The organism is Shewanella acanthi (assembly GCF_019457475.1).
Lineage (GTDB): Bacteria > Pseudomonadota > Gammaproteobacteria > Enterobacterales > Shewanellaceae > Shewanella > Shewanella acanthi.
The window spans coordinates 527622-547257 of sequence record NZ_CP080413.1; the positions used below are offsets into that span (position 1 = coordinate 527622).

At 46.8% G+C, this 19636-nt stretch carries 14 protein-coding genes; all 14 read left to right on the forward strand.

The genetic code is table 11. From position 1 onward, the window contains the following. Positions 1 to 17: 17 nt before the first annotated feature. The 14 genes from hfq (at position 18) to K0H61_RS02350 (ending at position 19494) form a co-directional block, all read left to right on the forward strand. Positions 18 to 290 carry an RNA chaperone Hfq gene (hfq, locus tag K0H61_RS02285; protein WP_220051159.1) on the forward strand — a complete coding sequence of 91 codons (273 nt, stop codon included), beginning with the start codon at positions 18 to 20 and terminating at the stop codon, positions 288 to 290. A 24-nt stretch (positions 291 to 314) separates the two neighbouring features. Continuing rightward, positions 315 to 1625 carry a ribosome rescue GTPase HflX gene (gene hflX / locus K0H61_RS02290; RefSeq protein WP_220051160.1) on the forward strand — a complete coding sequence of 437 codons (1311 nt, stop codon included), beginning with the start codon at positions 315 to 317 and terminating at the stop codon, positions 1623 to 1625. Between the two features lie 33 nt (positions 1626 to 1658). Then, positions 1659 to 2804, forward strand: coding sequence for an FtsH protease activity modulator HflK (gene hflK, locus K0H61_RS02295; RefSeq protein WP_220051161.1), 1146 nt, complete (start codon positions 1659 to 1661; stop codon positions 2802 to 2804). Between the two features lie 3 nt (positions 2805 to 2807). Continuing rightward, complete coding sequence (gene hflC / locus K0H61_RS02300) at positions 2808 to 3701, forward strand: protease modulator HflC (RefSeq protein WP_220051162.1); 894 nt, start codon at positions 2808 to 2810, stop codon at positions 3699 to 3701. A gap of 370 nt (positions 3702 to 4071) precedes the next feature. Next, complete coding sequence (gene petA, locus K0H61_RS02305; RefSeq protein ID WP_220051163.1) at positions 4072 to 4662, forward strand: ubiquinol-cytochrome c reductase iron-sulfur subunit; 591 nt, start codon at positions 4072 to 4074, stop codon at positions 4660 to 4662. After that, positions 4662 to 5876 (forward strand): cytochrome b, encoded by a 1215-nt coding sequence (locus K0H61_RS02310; RefSeq protein ID WP_220051164.1) that lies wholly within the window; start codon positions 4662 to 4664, stop codon positions 5874 to 5876. Before petA ends, K0H61_RS02310 begins: the two co-directional genes overlap by 1 nt. Further along, positions 5876 to 6574, forward strand: a complete 699-nt coding sequence (locus K0H61_RS02315; RefSeq protein ID WP_220051165.1) for a cytochrome c1 — start codon at positions 5876 to 5878, stop codon at positions 6572 to 6574. Before K0H61_RS02310 ends, K0H61_RS02315 begins: the two co-directional genes overlap by 1 nt. A gap of 96 nt (positions 6575 to 6670) precedes the next feature. Then, positions 6671 to 7300, forward strand: a complete 630-nt coding sequence (gene sspA, locus K0H61_RS02320) for a stringent starvation protein SspA (protein WP_220051166.1) — start codon at positions 6671 to 6673, stop codon at positions 7298 to 7300. Further along, complete coding sequence (locus K0H61_RS02325) at positions 7300 to 7746, forward strand: ClpXP protease specificity-enhancing factor (RefSeq protein WP_220051167.1); 447 nt, start codon at positions 7300 to 7302, stop codon at positions 7744 to 7746. Before sspA ends, K0H61_RS02325 begins: the two co-directional genes overlap by 1 nt. 448 nt (positions 7747 to 8194) lie before the next feature. Next, a complete protein-coding gene (locus K0H61_RS02330) occupies positions 8195 to 8782 on the forward strand; it encodes an outer membrane beta-barrel protein (protein WP_220051168.1) in 588 nt (195 codons plus the stop codon). A 68-nt stretch (positions 8783 to 8850) separates the two neighbouring features. Then, entirely contained in the window at positions 8851 to 15072 is a 6222-nt protein-coding gene (locus K0H61_RS02335) for a beta strand repeat-containing protein (RefSeq protein ID WP_220051169.1), read from the forward strand. Between the two features lie 361 nt (positions 15073 to 15433). Further along, complete coding sequence (locus tag K0H61_RS02340; RefSeq protein ID WP_220051170.1) at positions 15434 to 17482, forward strand: TonB-dependent receptor; 2049 nt, start codon at positions 15434 to 15436, stop codon at positions 17480 to 17482. A gap of 2 nt (positions 17483 to 17484) precedes the next feature. After that, on the forward strand, positions 17485 to 18603 hold the full coding sequence (locus tag K0H61_RS02345; RefSeq protein WP_220051171.1) for a PepSY-associated TM helix domain-containing protein: 1119 nt from the start codon (positions 17485 to 17487) through the stop codon (positions 18601 to 18603). Positions 18604 to 18915: 312 nt separating this feature from the next. Next, positions 18916 to 19494 carry an anthranilate synthase component II gene (locus tag K0H61_RS02350; protein WP_220051172.1) on the forward strand — a complete coding sequence of 193 codons (579 nt, stop codon included), beginning with the start codon at positions 18916 to 18918 and terminating at the stop codon, positions 19492 to 19494. The last annotated feature ends 142 nt before the right edge of the window (positions 19495 to 19636 follow it).

Below are 19636 nucleotides of genomic sequence, written 5' to 3' on the forward strand. Positions count from 1 at the left end.
AAAAAGGAAATAATAAAATGGCTAAGGGGCAATCATTACAGGACCCATTTTTGAACGCACTACGCCGCGAGCGCGTTCCTGTTTCAATTTACTTAGTAAACGGCATTAAACTCCAAGGACAGGTAGAGTCGTTTGATCAGTTCGTTATTCTACTGAAAAACACGGTAAGCCAAATGGTTTACAAACACGCTATTTCTACAGTTGTCCCTGCTCGCCCATTTAACGTTACTGGCCATCAAAACGCCCAAGGCGGTTATGGTTCTGCAGACGATATGCCAAGCGGCGAATAAGTTTTATTTTGAGGAGTTTGCTTCTTGTTTGATCGTTATGAGGCGGGAGAGACAGCGGTTCTTGTCCATATCGACTTTTCCGATGAGGAACGCCGTGAAGACTTGGTCGAGTTGCAGCTGTTAGTTGAATCAGCTGGAGCACGTTCAGTTGGGGTCATTACTGGAAGTCGACGCTCACCAGACCGCAAGTTTTTTATTGGTTCTGGTAAAGCCGAGGAGTTAGCCGCGTTAGTGGCAGCCACCGAGGCCAATGTGGTTATTTTCAATCACGCCTTGAGTCCTGCTCAGGAGCGGAATCTTGAATTAGTGTGTAAGTGTCGAGTTTTAGATCGCACCACCTTAATTCTCGATATTTTCGCCCAAAGGGCTCGTACCCATGAAGGCAAGTTGCAGGTGGAGCTAGCGCAATTGCGCCACATGTCAACGCGTCTTGTGCGTGGTTGGACTCACCTTGAGCGCCAAAAAGGCGGTATTGGTTTACGTGGTCCGGGGGAAACCCAGCTCGAAACCGATAGACGTCTGCTCAGGGGACGCATTAAAAATATCAATAAACGCCTCGAGCGAGTTGATAAACAACGTGAGCAGAGTCGCCGCGCCCGTAAGCGCAGTGACATGCCAACGGTTTCATTAGTGGGTTATACTAACGCTGGCAAATCGACGCTGTTTAATGCTTTGACCTCATCAGATGTTTATGCGGCCGATCAACTATTTGCCACACTTGATCCCACATTGAGAAAACTCGATCTACCCGATGGTTCAGTGATACTGGCTGACACTGTAGGGTTTATTCGTCATTTACCACACGATCTGGTTGCTGCATTCAAGGCAACACTGCAGGAAACGCGACAAGCGGATCTGTTGCTGCATATTGTTGATTGTGCTGATGAAAATATGGCGGATAACTTTGAGCAGGTACAAAACGTGCTTGAGGATATCGATGCTGCAGAAGTGATGCAGCTGATTGTGTGTAACAAAATCGACTTATTAGAGGATGTTGCACCACGCATTGAATACAACGAGCAGGGTAAACCTGCCAAAGTTTGGCTCTCTGCGCAAAAGCGTTTGGGATTTGATTTGCTCTTGAAGGCAATTACCGAGCTAATTGGTGACGTTATTCATGAGCTTACTTTTAGAATTCCGGCTACTGCTGGACATTATCTTGGCCAGTTTTATCGACTGGATGCGATACAGCAGAAAGAGTACGACGATCTGGGGAACTGTATTTTGTCTGTTCGTTTATCGGATGCCGATTGGCGCCGATTAGCTAAACAGAGTCAGGGTGAGTTAGAAACCTTTATCTTCGATATATCGAAAGAAAAGGCTGTTTGTTCATAATCTAATTTATTTCATCCACTTATGGAGTGCTAAATGGCTTGGAATGAGCCCGGTAACAAGGGTAATGACCCTTGGGGAAATAAAGGTGGTAACGACAAAGGACCACCGGATCTTGACGAGGTTTTTCGTAATCTTTCAAAACGCTTTGGCGGCAAAGGTGATGGCTCTTCGGGTCAGGGCTTTAGTTCGTTCAGTTTGATTATTATTCTTGTCATTGCTTTTGTCGTGTGGGGACTCTCGGGTTTTTACACCATCAAAGAAGCAGAACGTGGTGTAACACTGCGTTTTGGTCAACACATTGGTGAAGTAGGTCCTGGTCTGCACTGGAAAGCGACTTTCATTGACGAGATTTATCCCGTTGATGTGCAATCTGTTCGCTCAATTCCTGCTTCTGGCAGTATGCTGACCTCTGATGAAAACGTGGTTAAGGTCGAGCTTGATGTTCAGTACCGTATCTTAGATGCGTACTCTTATCTGTTTAGCGCGGTTGACGCCAATGCTAGCTTACGTGAAGCTACGGATAGCGCCCTGCGTTATGTCATCGGTCACAATAAGATGGATGACATTCTGACTACTGGTCGTGACGCGATTCGCCGTGATACTTGGAAAGAGTTAGAGCGTATTCTTGAGCCTTACAAGTTAGGCTTGGCGATTGTTGATGTTAACTTTTTACCGGCTCGTCCGCCGGAAGAAGTAAAAGACGCATTCGATGATGCGATTTCAGCTCAAGAAGATGAACAGCGCTTTATCCGTGAAGCCGAAGCCTATGCCCGTGAAATCGAGCCTAAGGCCCGCGGTGAAGTGGAACGTATGGCACAACAAGCTAATGCCTATAAAGAGCGTGAAATTCTGGAGGCCAGAGGTAAAGTGGCTCGTTTCGAACTGCTGTTACCTGAATATCAAGCCGCGCCTGAAGTGACCCGTAAGCGCTTATACCTCGATGCGATGCAGCAGGTAATGACTGATACCAACAAGGTACTTATTGATGCCAAAAACAATGGCAACCTGATGTACTTACCGTTAGACAAGTTAATGAAAGAGAAGCCTGAGGTTATGACTGACGTTGAGCCTAAAGTACCGCAAAACGTTAATTCATCTTCTGTTTCAACGACTCGCATTGGTGAGCCTTTGAGTGGACGCCCGTCTCGCGAGGATCGTACTCGCCAAGGGAGGGAGTAATCCATGGGTAGATTAGGTATTGTACTCGCCGCAATTATTTTAGGCGTAGGTCTATCGTCGGTGATGGTCGTTAATGAGGGGGAGCGCGGAATTGTGGCGCGCTTTGGTGAAATCGTTAAAGACAATGTCGATGGTAAGCAGGTAACTCGTGTGTTTGGCCCTGGTCTGCACTTTAAAGTGCCAGTTATCGATAAAGTCAAATTGCTTGATGCCCGCATTCAGACCTTAGATGGTGCAGCGGATCGCTTTGTTACCTCAGAGAAAAAAGATCTGATGGTCGACTCTTATGTTAAGTGGCGCATTTATGATTTCGAAAAATACTACCTATCAACCAATGGTGGTATTAAATCGAATGCAGAAACGCTACTACAACGTAAGATCAACAACGATTTACGCACCGAGTTTGGTCGTCGCACCATTAAAGAAATTGTTTCTGGTAAACGCGATGAGCTGCAAAATGATGCCTTAGAAAATGCATCTGAAAGCGCTAAAGACTTAGGTATTGAAGTCGTTGACGTGCGTGTTAAGCAAATCAACTTACCGGCAAACGTGAGTAACAGTATTTACCAACGGATGCGCGCCGAACGTCAAGCTGTTGCCAAAGAGCATCGCGCTCAAGGTAAAGAGCAGTCTGAAATTATTCGTGCAACTATTGACGCTAACGTGACGGTGAAGATTGCTGAAGCAGAGCGTAAAGCCCTGACTATTCGCGGTGAAGGTGATGCGCTGGCGGCCAAGATTTACTCCGATGCATACAGTAAAGATCCTGAGTTCTTCAGCTTTTTACGTAGCTTAGATGCTTATCGTGCTAGCTTCTCGGGTAATTCAAATGTAATGGTGCTTGAACCAGACAGTGAATTCTTCAAATATATGAAGTCAACTTCGCCAAAGAAATAGGCTCATAGCATCCAGTTATTTAAAAAGGGTTCCGAACAAGGAACCCTTTTTTATTTCCGTGATTTGGCGCACAGTCAAGTGAAATAGTGGTCTGATTAGCCTTGAAAGATTCGTTCATAGTCAAGAGTGGATAGGGCTAAAAATCAGCGAACAAAATGAAAATCAGTACATATTTGTAGTTTTTTTGCTCGTTCACTTAAAAAATACACAATTCCCCCAAGTTAGTTAGGTGTTTTAGCTATGATCTGCTTCTAATTTTTAGCTATAATGAGCCCCGCTTCATACTTCAATTTTTGCTAATGACTGAAGTCTTAGGGCAAAAAGTCCTTAAAAAATACAAAAATTCCAACACCCTCTTGGAGATAAGTGGATGAGCAATGCGCCAGTCGATACCGGACGTCGCAGATTCCTGACAGCAGCAACCGCCGTAGTAGGTGGTGCAGGCGCCGTCGCTGTAGCGGTTCCTTTCATTAAGTCATGGAATCCGAGCGCCAAAGCGAAAGCTGCAGGTGCGCCGGTAGAAGTAAATATCAGTAAATTAGAGCCAGGTCAGCTGATCCGTGTTGAATGGCGTGGTAAACCTGTTTGGGTTGTCCGCCGTACAGAAGCCGTGATCAATGAACTGCCAACACACGACGATCAGTTAAGAGATCCTGCTTCTGCAGAAATGCAGCAACCTGAATATGCGACTAACCCTCTGCGTTCGATCAAACCAGAGTACTTTATCGCCGTCGGTATTTGCACCCATTTAGGTTGTTCACCTACTTATTTACCAGATTCTTTTGGTGAGCAAGTGCAAGGTGTGACTTCTGGTTTCTTCTGCCCATGTCATGGTTCTAAATTCGATATGGCAGGACGTGTTTTCCAAGGGGTTCCTGCTCCATTGAACCTAGTGATTCCTCCCCATCAATATGTTGATGATGGCACTGTCATCATTGGTGTAGATAAAGGAGTGGCATAATGGTTAAGAATCTCATTAATTGGATTGATGCGCGCATTCCAATGACGGCAACTTACAACCGTCATGTGGGTCAATATGCTACGCCAACTAACTTTAACTTTTGGTACTTTTTCGGCTCATTGGCCATGTTGGTATTGGTTAACCAATTACTAACGGGTATTTGGCTGACCATGAACTATGTACCAACGGCAGAGGGCGCGTTCGCCTCTGTTGAATACATTATGCGCGACGTTGAATATGGCTGGTTGCTGCGTTATATGCACTCAACCGGTGCTTCAGCATTCTTCGTGGTAATCTATCTGCACATGTTCCGTGGTTTGATTTACGGTTCATATCAAAAGCCGAGAGAATTACTGTGGCTGTTCGGTATGTTGATTTTCCTCGTACTGATGGCTGAAGCCTTTATGGGTTACTTGTTGCCATGGGGACAAATGTCTTACTGGGGCGCACAAGTAATTATCTCTTTATTCGGTGCAATTCCGGTTATCGGCGATGATTTAACTCTGTGGATCCGTGGTGACTACGTGATCTCTGGTGCGACGCTGAACCGTTTCTTCGCGCTGCACGTTATCGCCCTACCGTTAGTGTTAGTGGTTCTAGTGTTCCTACACTTAATCGCGCTGCATGAAGTGGGTTCAAACAACCCTGATGGTATTGAGATTAAGAAGAACAAAGACGAAAACGGCTGGCCAGTCGATGGTATTCCGTTCCACCCATATTACACAGTGAAAGATATTATGGGCGTTGCGGGCTTCCTGATTGTGTTCTGTTATGTGCTGTTCTTTATTCCTGAAGGCGGTGGTTACTTCCTTGAGAAGCCAAACTTTGAAGCGGCCAACCCAATGAAGACGCCAGAACATATTGCTCCTGTTTGGTACTTCACGCCTTTCTACGCCATTTTACGTGCTGTTCCCGATAAATTGGGCGGTGTGGTAATGATGGGGCTGTCGATCGCAGTACTGTTCGTGTTGCCTTGGTTAGACCGCTGTAAAGTGAAGTCAATCCGTTACCGCAGTACGCTGCACAAACTGAACATCGCTCAGTTTGCAGTGTCATTCATCGTGCTTGGCTACTTAGGTGCGGTACCGGCTACGCCAGAGCTAACAATTGTTGCGCGTATCTTCACTGTGACGTATTTCGGCTACTTCTTCTTACTGTGGTTATACAGCAAGAATGAAAAAACTAAGCCAGTTCCAGCGAGGTTGACACACTAATGAAAAAAGTACTGATTGCATTAGTTACATTACTGCCAACGCTGGCATTTGCGGCAGGCGGACACAATGTACATTTAGAAAAAGCCAATGTTGATCTGCATGATAAAGCATCATTAGAGCGTGGTTTGGATATGTTCCAACATTATTGCTCAGGTTGCCATAGCACTCAGTATCAACGTTATGAGCGCGTAGCAAACGACCTAGGCATTTCTGCGGACGATATGCGTAGCAAATACATGTTTACCGATGCCAAAATTGGTGAGCTGATGCAAAACGCGATTCCACAAAAAGACGCCGCTAAATGGTTTGGTGCGACTCCTCCTGACCTAACATTGGTGGCTCGCGTTCGTGGTGAAGATTGGGTCTATTCTTACCTAAAAGGCTTCTATACTGATCCTAGTCGTCCATTTGGTGTGAATAACACCGTATTCCCATCTGTGGGTATGCCTCATGTTCTTGAAGAACTGCAGGGAACACCCGTCAAACAGGAAGATGGTACGATTGTGGTGTCAGGTGGCAAGTTGAACGCAGAAGAGTACGATCAAGCGGTACGTGATATCACGGGCTTCTTAGTCTATTCGGCTGAACCTGTTAAGTTAGAGCGTCAAGCTTTAGGTTGGTGGGTACTTGGATTCCTGTTTATCTTCTTTATTGTGGCCTACCTCCTGAAGAAAGAGTACTGGAAAGATGTACACTAGGCACCAATAACGGGTAGAATATATTATCTGCATAGTGTAAACGGGGGGCTTTGCCCCTCGTTTACTTTTGTTTATTTTCGATTCTGGAGGGTATCAATGGCTGTTGCTGCCAACAAACGCTCTATCATGACACTGTTTTCAGGTGCTGATGATCTGTATAGCCATCAAGTACGTATCGTGTTAGCTGAGAAAGGGGTTACGGTTGATGTTTTACAGGTCGACCCTAACGAAATGCCTGAGGATTTGCTTGAAGTAAATCCTTACAATTCAGTGCCAACATTGGTAGACCGTGAGCTCGTATTGTACGAGTCACGAATTATTATGGAATATCTGGATGAGCGTTTCCCTCATCCACCTTTGATGCCAGTTTACCCAGTATCACGCGGCCAGAGCCGTTTAATGATGCACCGCATCGATACTGATTGGTACTCACTGGTAGACCGTATTCGTAAAGGCGATCGCGCTGAAGCGGCTCGTAAAGAGCTGACTGAAAGCTTGCTTTCAATCGCGCCAGTATTCAGCGAAATGCCGTACTTTATGAGTGAAGAATTCGGTCTGGCTGATTGCTATCTCGGCCCATTGTTATGGCGTTTACCTGTATTAGGTATTGAGTTAGATAGTCGTGTAGCCAAAGATATCAAAGCGTATATGACACGTGTATTTGAACGTGAGTCATTTAAAGCTTCGCTTACTGAAGCTGAACGCGAAATGCGCATGGGTATGTAATGAAGCCGTTGACTCCAAATCGTCCTTATTTACTTAGGGCTTACTATGATTGGTTGATGGATAACCAATTAACACCTCACGTTGTGGTGGATGCCTTTGTGAAAGGCACCCAAGTACCGCAGCAGTATGTGAAGGATGGTCAGATTGTATTAAACATCGCGGCCAGTGCAGTGGGCAATTTGCAAATCGGTAATGAATTTGTGGAGTTTAATGCGCGTTTTGGCGGTGTGCCACAACAGGTATTGCTACCAATGGCCTCTATCGTGGCCATTTATGCCCGTGAAAATGGGGCTGGTACGGTTTTCGATATCGAAGACGCTTACCTGATTGATGATGAAGCTGAGGCTGCCTTATCCGTAGTGGATACTGCTGAAAAGCCAATTGAGCCGACACCACCATCAGAACCCGCTGCTAAACGTCGTAGCCATTTGACAGTTGTAAAGTAGTTTTGTTTTAGTCGAAGTCTTAGCGACTAATTTTAAGGATCCGAGGATATATCATCCTCGGATTTTTTTATTTCAGTAGGTATTATCTTTTGCAGCTAAGCAAATCTGCTTTGCACCGATTCAGCATTATTCATAATCTCTACTGACTTTTTGAGAGAGGTTGTCTTGCCTTAGGTATTAACTGGGTAAACTGCTTTCTTGCCTTTTATGAAACTACTTGATTATTCCCTAATAAAGTTGCGGTTAATTCACTGTGATGTAAGAATAACTCCTATCCTGCGTAGTAGGATGTTAGTTATTGTTTTTTTTATATATAAATATTTTTTTAGCCATTTTTTTATAAAAATTTTCTCTTCATAATTTTACAAATTATTTTCAGCCTTCTATACCTACTCCTAGTATCATTTTATCGGATGATGGCCGTTATGGCATTTACAGGGAGTTCAGAATGAAACTATTTGTAAAATATATCTTCTCATTTTCATTAGTAACCATGGCTGTTAGTGTCAGCGCAAATAACTCTCCTGTCCAATTCGAACCTCAGCCGTATATAGGCTTTGATGGTGGTTTCACTTTTATTCAAGAAACCTGCTCTAAGGTGTACACCCATTGCGATAATAGCGAGCCTAAGTTGGGGTTTCTTTACGGTGTTAGCCTGACTGATTATTTTGCGATTGAAACGGGCTTTCAATTTTTTGGCACTTACAAAGGCTTCTTAAATACCACTGATAAATCGGATATATCGAGTATTGATTTGTCCGCTAAATTTGCGTGGGGTGTTACGCCAACATCAAATCTATTTATAAAGGCGGGTGGAATGCGGTGGATGAAAGAATTTCGAGGCCATATTGAGAATAATACTGGTTCAGGACGCGAGCGTGAAAATGGTTATTCACCCGTTTTAACCGTCGGTGTGGACTACCACTTTAGAGATAATTGGGACTTAAGGTTGAGTTATCAATGGGCAAATCAATTTGGTGGGCAAAATACTGATCTTAATCAAGTTTCAATCGGATTAAATTATTTCTTCAATTAGGTTAGTCACTCTTATTCTGCTTGAAAATTATGACTCAATTTTTGAAATTCCTTATTAAGGCTCTCATTATGCGCAATATATTACTGTCTATATTCGCGATTATGCTCACTGCATGTGGTGGAAGTGCTGATCAAGATAATTTAGTCAATAACGATAATTTAATTAAAAGTATTCAAATATCCGCCCAAACCAATAGTGCGGGTAGTACAACAGATCTTTTGCCAATTGGTTTTACTTTACCCTTTAAGGCTATTGCAACTTACGCCGATAATTCGGTTGTCGATGTCACTACAAAAGTCACGTGGCGCTCTTCAGTTTCAACGGTAGCGAGTATCGATCCTACAGGTCTTGTCAGTGGTAAAGCTGAAGGGCAAAGCCAAATTTCAGCATCATGGAATGGTGTTAACAGTAATAACGTCGTTGTCAGTGTGACTTCTGCAGTGGTCATGTCTATTCAGATTTCTGCGGCAAGCAATCCTATTCCCATCGGCACTAGTACTCAATTAACGGCGATAGCGACATTTTCTGATAATACGAATCGAGATGTTACCGCCGAAATGGAGTGGTTTAGCAGTGATACTACAGTGGTCTCGATAAATAATACTGGCGTAGCATCTGGATTGAGTCTGGGAATGGCCACCCTATGGGCTAGTATGAATGGGGTGCAAAGTAATGAGTTAGCGTTCGAAGTATCTGATGCTATTGCGATTAAACTTCAGATTTCACCAGCGGCTTCTGTCATTGCACTCGGCACTCAAACGCCATTTACTGCGATTGTGACGTATAGCGATGGTCGAACTCAAAATGTTACTGAGAACGTGGTTTGGAACAGTGCTTCGACAGGGGTTGCTACCATAGATGCAATGGGGGTTGCCTTTGCAGTTTCAACCGGAAATACCGTCGTGTCTGCAACTTTCCAAGGTGTCAGTAGTAACAATGCGTCATTGACTGTGACGGGGGCGACGGTCACTAAGATAACTGTTACTCCAGGGAGCCTTTCTTTGCCCCTTGGGGTAACAGAAAAACTAACTGCGATTGCGCAGTTTTCGGATGGTTCTCGCCAAGATGTCTCAGCTTCTGTGCAATGGACGAGCAGTGCGGCCACGATTGCTTCTATCGATCAAGTTGGGTTAGTTCGCGCCCTATTAGCGGGAAGCGCGACGATTCAAGCCAGTTTCAACGGTGTTAGTAGTGAAGCTATTTCGGTGACTGTGTCTTCGGCAATGGTCAGTAAGTTGCAAATTTCACCAGCTAAATCCACCATCAGCAAAGGCACTTCGACCCAGTTTACAGCAGTTGCTACATTTTCAGACAACAGCGTTAAAACGGTGACGAATCAAGTCAGTTGGATAAGCAGCGACACCACTAAGGTTCTGTTAAGTGCTTCAGGTTTAGCAACAGGTGTTGATATTGGTGGCGTTACCGTAAGAGCCAGTTTAAATGGCGTTGATAGCAATCAAGCTTCGATCACCGTTACCGATGCAACTGTAGTGGAACTGGTGGTTTCTCCTGGTAATACAACACTCGGAGCTGGACTAACACAACAATATAAGGCCGTGGTTATATTATCGGACGGTACTAGCCAAGATATTACAGAGCAAGTCGATTGGCAGTCGAGCGACCTTGGCGTTGCAACGATTAGCACGAGTGGGCTAGTTGATACTGTTGCTAAGGGGATATCTCAAATTACCGCTTCATTCAATGGTGTGCTGTCGAATGTTGCTGAGATCGTCGTATCCGATGCAATCGTTACCGATTTGCAAATCAGCGCATTAACCAATCACCTAGGTGTCGGTACTCAGGCGCAATTTACCGCAGTCGCTACTTTCTCGGATGACTCGACGGTTGATGTCTCTCAATTAGTCACTTGGAATAGTGATAACAATGCTGTCCTGACTGTCAGTAGTTTAGGCGTTGCTATGGGATTATCCCCTGGAAGCGTCACTGTGCATGCGAGTTACAGCGGGGTGTCGAGCAATAATCTTGCTATCAGTGTGAGTGGTGCGACACTGACTGCATTGCAGGTGACACCTGCAAGCAGTTCAATTGCAGAGGGCGGACAAACGGTATTTACCGCCATTGCGACTTATTCCGACGGTTCTAACCAAGATGTGACCACAGGGGTGGCTTGGCAAAGCTCAGACACAGCAATTGTCACTATTAATCAATCGGGCATCGCCACTGGTGTTAATCCGGGAACCGTCACTATTTTTGCAACCTTGAATGGTGTGGCCAGCAATAATGCGGTGTTGACCATTACCAATGCGACAGTCACGCAATTACAGATCAGTCCTGTCAACTTGACCTTAGCCATTGGCGCAACGTCACAATTCAAAGCGGTAGCAACCTACAGCGATAATACGACCCAAGATGTCACTAAACTCGTGAGTTGGAGCAGTAGCGCCGTCAATGTTGGTACCATTAGTGTTGCTGCAGTAGTGCGTTCTATTGCCGTAGGCGAGGCGCTCATTAGTGCTAATTTTGCGGGTGTAGCCAGTAACAAGGCCACGTTAAGAGTCACTGCCGCAACGCTTTCATCGATTGTCGTTAGCTCTGAGACGAGTAGTATTGCTAAGGGGAGTTCGGCGCAGTTGACTGCGACGGCCACCTATAGTGACGGTTCAACGCGAAATATCAGTTCTCAAGTGACATGGAAGAGTAGCTCGACTTCTGTTGCAACTATCTCAAGCGCTGGTTTAGCTACAGGGCAAGCTGCTGGCTCAACCAATGTCAGCGCGACTCTTAATGGCGTGACCAGTAACAGTCTCGTCCTAGGTGTGACATCCGCAACGGTCACTCAGATACAAGTCTCACCCGCTATTGTGAACTTGAGTCTAGGGGTCGAAACCCAATTAACAGCAGTCGCAACTTATAGCGACGGCACAAGCCAAAATCTTACCTCAGGAGTGGCATGGAACAGTGCTGATACGAGTGTGGCAACGGTGACATCGAGTGGTCGAGTTGCTGGTGTGAATCCAGGTTCCACGACGATTGTGGCAAGTTATGCTGGTGTGCAAAGCAACAATGTGGCGGTGACAATTTCCTCGGCCATGCTGAGTGCAATTCAGTTAACCCCTGCATCGGGGAGCATTGCCGCAGGGACTGAACTGCAATTTACTGCTGTTGCTTGGTATAGCGATAACAGTTCCCAAGATATTACTACTCAAGCCTCGTGGAACAGCAGTGATACCAGTGTTGCTACCGTTGTTGATGGCTTAGTGTCCGGCGATCTTCCTGGGGCGACGACTATCACGGCAAGCTTTAATGGCGTGCAGAGTAATAGTGCGAATTTGACCGTGACTACGGCAACGCTATCGTCCATTGTCGTTACCTCTAATGCCAGCAGTATTGCGAAGGGGACGACAACACAGTTTACCGCTACCGCTACCTACAGTGATGGCAGCACGCAAAATATTAGTTCTCAGGTAAACTGGGCAAGCAGTACGACAGCCGTAGCAACGATATCGGGTTCAGGTTTAGCGACTGGCCAAACTGCGGGTACGACCAATATCAGCGCGACTAAGGATGGCGTACAGAGTAATACCTTGGCACTGAATGTGACCGCGGCAACAGTTACACAATTGCAGGTTTCACCCTCAGTGCTAAGTCTTGCTAAAGGAGTTGAAGGGCAGCTCACCGCAGTAGCAACCTATAGTGATGGGACGACTCAGACACTAACCTCCGCAGTCGCTTGGAATAGCGCCAATACGACCACTGCAACTGTAAGCACCAGTGGAAAGGTAACAGGCGTTAATCCAGGCAATACTACGATTGTTGCAACCTATAATGGGGTGCAGAGCAACAGTGTGGCTGTGACCATTACCGCAGCGACAGTATCTACAATTCAATTAACCCCAGCCTCGGCGAGTTTAGCAGCGGGAACCGAGCGGCAGTTCACGGCGATAGCTTGGTTTAGCGATGGCAGTTCCCAAGACATCACCGCTCAGGCGGCTTGGAGTAACAGTAATACCAATGTGGCGACAGTGCTTTCTGGGCTGGCATCGGCAGTGACTCCTAGCAGTAGCATTATCCAAGCGAGCTTTAATGGCGTGCAAAGTAATAGTGCGAACCTCACTGTAACAGCCGCCACTATTTCATCGATTGCCATTACTTCCAATACCAACAGCATTGCTAAGGGCACAACGGCGCAATTCACTGCGACGGCTACCTATAGTGATGGCTCGACTCAAAACATTAGCTCATCGGTAAGCTGGAATAGCAGTGCAACGGCTGTCGCAACGGTTTCGAGCACTGGATTGGCAACAGGACAAGCTGCGGGAACAACTAACATCAGTGCGACTAAGGATGGCATTCAGAGTAATACCTTGGCACTGAATGTAACTGCGGCAACAGTGACCCAGCTACAAGTATCACCTTCTGTGCTGAGTCTTGCTAAAGGGGTTGATGGCCAGCTTACTGCTGTGGCCACTTATAGTGATGGCACTACTCAAACCATCACATCTTCCGTCGCTTGGACAAGTGCGAATTCGGGGATCGCTACTGTTACCTCCGGCGGTAAGGTCACTGGCGTCAATTCGGGTAATACTACGATTGTTGCAACCTTCAATGGCGTGCAAAGTAACAGTGTCGCGGTGACTATTACTTCCGCTGTGGTCTCCTCGATTCAATTAACGCCATCATCGGCGAGTATTGCCTCAGGTACTGAGCAGCAATTTACTGCAGTGGCGCGTTTTAGTGACAATAGTAGCCAAGATATTACGTCACAGGCCTCTTGGAGTAGCAGTAATACCAATGTGGCTACCGTTCTAGCTGGTCTTGCCTCCGGTGAAAACCCAGGAACGGCGACAATCCAAGCGAGCTTCAACGGTGTGCAGAGTAATAGCGCTAACCTTACCGTTACCGCAGCAGTCATTTCCAGTCTGCAGATAGTGCCGGGTAGCGCGCAGTCTGTGCCAATGGGAACGACGGTTCAGCTGCAAGCGATTGCAACTTACTCCGATGGCAGCACGCAAACTGTGAGCAACATTGTTAACTGGAATAGCAGCAACACGAGTGTGGCAACTGTTAGCTCCGCAGGCTTAGTTACAGGTGTCGCATTGGGTACTGCATCAATCACAGCCTCTAAGGATGGGGTCACGAGTAATGCGGTAGCTGTGACCGTGACTAATGCTATGGTGACATCGGTGCAAATTTTCTCGTTAGCCAATCCCATTGCAGCAGGTACTTCAACTCAATTTACTGCGGTGGCAAATTTCAGCGACGGTAGCCAAGCTGTGGTCACCAATTCGGCAAGTTGGAACAGCAGTAACACCAGTGTTGCGACGATAAGCGCTACGGGCGTGGCAACGGGAAGCCAAGCGGGCAGTACAAACATTACTGCAAGCTATCAGGGCGTTTCGAGTAATAGCATTACACTTACCGTGACCGCGGCCACCCTAACTTCGATAGATATCAGTGCAACGCTCACGAGTTTTGCTTCGGGAACTCAGAGCCAGTTGACGGCGATAGGCAATTATTCTGATGGTTCACAGCAAAATCTCACGAGTAGCGTCACTTGGTCGAGCAGCAATAATGCTGTTGTGAGTATCAATGCCAGTGGAAAAGCAACCGGCAACAGTCCAGGTTCTGTGACGGTTACCGCGAGTATGTCTGGGGTGACCAGTTCGGGGCTCAATTTAACGGTGACCTCTGCCGTTGTTACGAGTCTAAGTATTAGCTCGACGGGTAACCAGATTGTTCTAGGCAATAGTCTGCAATTTACCGCTACGGCAACCTATAGCGACAGTTCGACACAGGTGGTCACAAGCCAAGCCTCTTGGACGACTTCAGCAGCGAGTATTGCCACTATCAATACTTCTGGACTGGCGCAATCTGTTGCTGTGGGTGTGACGAATATTCGCGCCAGTTACAATGGGGTGAGCAGTAATATCATCGCGCTGACCGTGAGTGCTGCCACTCTAGAGCGTCTGCGAGTAGCGATGGACTCCAATAATGATGGAGTGCCTGACTCCAGTTATGTCTATATCAATCTACTGGGATTACTGGGGCAGCCACCCCGTGTTATGGCCTTTGGTTATTATTCCGATGCATCAGTGCAGGATGTGACCTCGCTTGTAAGCTGGCAAAGCAGTAATGCTGAACTACTCTCGCTTGCATCGGATATCGATGGTAACTTGAGGCTGAATGTGCAAGCAAAAGTGCTTTCCCATGAGGCACTGTCGGCAACGTTACAGTCATTGACCAGCGAGAACTTCCTTGATGTTGACTGTTTGATTACTGTGCCGTTAGTGCAAACATCGACATGTACTGTCGAGGATAAAGATTTCTAATCTAAAAGCTGATTGTAAAACCGCCCTAAGAGGGCGGTTTTTGTTTTTCGGTTTACTCTTCAACTGCAAGCTTAATGCCTTGATTTTGCGCGTTTTACACTTTATCTGCGCTGTAAAGTGCCTAGCCACTAATGAAGGCGTACTTTCTACTTTTTGTGCCACGCATTCCCCTTGCAGAATGGCCTCATCCTGATATTGGGTGCGACATTTTGCCGCATCGAGTCTTGAGTGCAAAAACACTATGATGCCGCCAATTTGTAAACCATCAGAATGATCAAAAAAATTAGCGCATTTTCGGCTGAAACGCAGGGGTAATTTTGTGCTTTCAGTTAAAAACTGGCGCTTACCGAGGTTCTTTTCTATGCCCCGTTTTACCCCTGTTTTACACTTGATAATGCCAAGTTTGTTATTGATGGGCTCAACTACTGCATTTGCAGCTGAAGAAGTCCAAGGCAGCGATGTCAGTGTAGTTGGTGATACCCGCTTTTGGGTCGGTGATCGAGTTGCGGTTGTAGGTAAACGTTCGGTCGATGCCGGTCGGCTGCTAACCTCGGTGGATAGAATATCTGGGGAGTCAGTGCAATCTGCCGATGTCGATTATGCTTGGCAGCTCCTTGCTCGTATGCCAGGGATGACACTGACCGAATTTAATCAGGGCACGACCAGTGGCAAGGTTTCCTTTCGCGGTTTTAACGGCGAAGGGGAGGTGAATGCGGTGAAGTTATTGATTGATGGCATTCCGTCTAACAGTAACGATGGCAATATGCCCTATATCGATATGATACTGCCGCTGGAGATTGCGGATCTAGAAGTGGTAAGAGGCACGACCGATCCCCGCTATGGCTTACACAATATTGCCGGTAACCTGTCATTCGACACTCGCTCGGGTGGCGATTATTTCGATACTAAGTTCACCGTTGGCAGTTTTGGTAAACAGGATGCTCAGGTCGTTGCTGGGGTTGAAAGTGACTCAGTGCGACAAAACTATGCCGTTGGCTACCGTGAAGGTGATGGTTATCGCGACCATTCCGATTATCGCCGTGTTAGCGTTGCCGGAAAATGGGCGGTAGATCTAAACGAGAGTATGACTCTTGGCGCCAGCGCAAGAACCTACAGTGCCGATGCTAAGGAGCCTGGTTATCTCACCACTGATATTGCCTATCAGTCACCCCAAAGCACCAATGCCTACAATCATAGTGACGAGGGGGCGCGGGACATTAATCAATTTAGTCTGTCGCTCGATGCCAGTTTGTTTGAGGCTTCAACGCTGCACCTACTTGGCTGGCTAAATCAATTTGAAGACAATCGCTATGTGACTTTTTCTGCTAATACGTCGCAGCAGAATCGTTATACCGAGGAGGAGCATTATGGCGCTCTGGCAACGCTTAGTTTCGAACCTGAGGTCAGTTTCCTGAATCGACTCTTTATCGAAGCGGGTGCGAGCATCGAGGTGCAGGATAATATCTCTAAGCGTTTTTTGACCCAAGATCAGTTGCTGACGAGTCAAACTCGCGATCAGGAATTCACTCTCACAGTGGCAGGCACGTATGTTCAGACCATGTTTGAGCCTACACAGTGGTTAAGAATCACCCCAGCTTGGCGTGTCGATAGAGTGGGCGGAGACTTTAAAAATCACTTAAGTGGCCAAGATGCCCCAATCAATGATTACGGTACTATCAGCCAGCCAAAATTAGCCGTTGCGATAATGCCAATGCCTGAGCTCATGTTATTTAGTAACTGGGGGCGCAGCTTCCAGATAGGTGTAGGTTCAGGCGCCTACCTTATTCCACCGCGACAAGAGGATGTTGCCCCCTCCATCAACGAAGGATGGGAGCTTGGGGTGAGTTATCAGCCAATGGCAAGCCTTGCAGTGCGGATTGCACTCTGGGATCAAACTGCAACGGGAGAGCTTAAACGTAAGCTTAATGATCCTTTGGGGGATTTCGATAATCTCGGTGCGACCAAGCGCGATGGCATCGATTTACAACTTTCTTGGGAACAGAGTGACGCTTTAACGGTGTGGGGCTCGGTTGCTTGGCAGAAGGCGGTAATCGATACACCCGATCCGCAAACGCCTGAGTTTAAAGGTAATGATATCGACCATATTCCAAGGTGGATTTATAATGCTGGGGTGGATTTCGACGCGACCGACAAGCTGCGTTTATCGGCATTAGTGCGGGCACAAGGTCAGTATCAACTCAACAGCGCCAACACCGCAGGCCGCTTTGGAGATTTCGTGTTGCTAAATCTGAGTGCCAGTTATGCGCTGAACCAAAATGCCGATTTGGCATTTGAAATCAAAAATCTGACCGATGAAAATTACGAATATGTCTGGTGGGACGGCAGCCAATCCTTACACAGTCCCAGTGAAGGTCGCTCATTAAATGCGTCGTTATCGCTGCACTTCTAAAGATGAATTTACGTAAGCTCGCAAGAAGGCTGCACTTATGGAGCAGTCTGTCCATCGGTGCATTTCTCGTCCTGCTGAGCCTCTCGGGCGCCGCGCTGGTGTATTACGTCGAAATTGACCGTTTTCTACATCCTGCCCTCGATGTGTCATCCCAGTCACCCGATTGGGATAGGGCGCTCAGTACACTGCGCACTGTTTATCCTGATAAAACAGGGCCATGGCGTTTTGAAGTGACAGAGGATAAGGGCGCCATTCCTGCCCGTTATTACAACCCCATCGAAAAACAAGGCCAAGGGTTTGCCCCCATGATGGTTTGGCTATCCCCCGATGGCACGCAGATTTTGCGTCGGGATTACTGGGGAGATTACCTCGCGACTTGGTTTTACAATCTGCATTTTCAATTACTTATGGGGAAGACCGGCGAAGTCATCGTGGGCTATCTTGGCCTATGCTCTGTATTGGTACTGTTAACTGGGCTTATGAGTTGGTGGCCTAAGGTTGGGCAGTGGCGAAAGGGGCTTAGCTTTAAGCGGCGGAGCGCTATGATAGGCAGGCTCTACGATTGGCATAAAATCATCGGACTGATTTTCCTGCTGCCGCTGTTATTACTGAGTCTTACCGGGACTATGTTGGCGCTTCCCGATGAAACTAAAGCCATTTTGAATTTATTTAGCAAGGTCGAAAAGCCTTCAGCGACTGCAGTGCTGAACATTAAGCCTTCGGTGACGCCATCTGTGGCGGCCTCTACAGCGCTGTTAGCCATTCCTAATGCTAGGCTTGCGTGGATTGAAACGCCGCCTAAAGTGGGGGGGGGCTATCGCATGCGACTACAAGTTGAAGGCGATCCTTCCCACCGTTTCCCCCAAAGCTATGTTTATGTCGATGCGGGGACGGGAGAGGTGACTTCGGTATTTGATATCACCCGTCAGGGCGCGAGTAATAAAATCTTAAATTGGTTACATCCGCTCCACGATGGCTCGGTATTTGGCAGCTTCGGTCGAGTATTGTGGCTACTCACTGGCGTGTCTTGTCTATTACTCTTCGTACTTGGCCTATGGCGCTATGTTCTACGGCATAGGGGCAGACGCTTAAAACCCTCACGAGCTATGAGCCGTGCTTAACACTAGTGCTAAGCGCGGCTCGTGTTTGCTGTTTAAGCTAAGTCGAAAATATGCGAAAATCCCGCCGGGCGTAATGAACTCTTGCTTTCTATATGGCCTTAGGCCTTTCAAGAAGTCTTCGGCAACTCGCCGATGTTGGATGACTCATCACTTGCTCCAAGGTTTTAGCGCCCGTATTAGGTGCTGAACTATGCGCTTAATGTCGACATGGCGGTATAGGCCTATCCGATTGATATGGATAAATGGCTTAAGGCACAGAAATGCCGGCTTGGCTTTGTGGTTACTTTATAATATTCAATCGGTTGTGTTTTTATGTTGCTCATTATCGACAATTACGACTCATTCACCTTTAACTTAGTGCAGTATTTTCAGCAGTTAGGTCAGGAGGTTATGGTGAAGCGCAACGATGAAATCACCATCGCCGAGATTGAATCCCTCGCTCCTAGTCATTTAGTGATTTCCCCCGGCCCTTGCACTCCCAATGAAGCGGGGATTTCCCTTGAGGCGATAAAGTATTTTGCCTCACGACTCCCCATCCTAGGTGTTTGTCTGGGTCATCAGGCGATGGCACAGGTATTTGGGGCTAACGTGGTGCGGGCTAAGCGGGTGATGCACGGTAAGGTCAGCCAAATTGAGCACAGTGGTGAAGGCGTATTTAAGGCATTAAATCACCCGTTAACAGTGACTCGTTATCATTCTCTGCTAGTGGATGTTCTGCCCGATGGGTTTGTGCTCGATGCCTGGTTTGACGACCCTATCCATGGCCGTGAAATCATGGCTATGCGCCATCGCAACCTGCCACTTTTTGGGGTGCAATTTCATCCCGAATCGATTCTCACGGAACAAGGCCTTGAGCTGTTAGGTAATTTCATTGCTCAAACCACGGTCTGATCCTAAATCTGTATGTAAAAGCTGCGCTTTTTATTATTCCCTGTTACAAGTTTTATCCTTCTTTTAAGTCAATTTGGCGATTAAGTGTGATATAAATGCCGCCAAACTAAGCCAACTGGCGTCCCATATAGACTGATAGGGC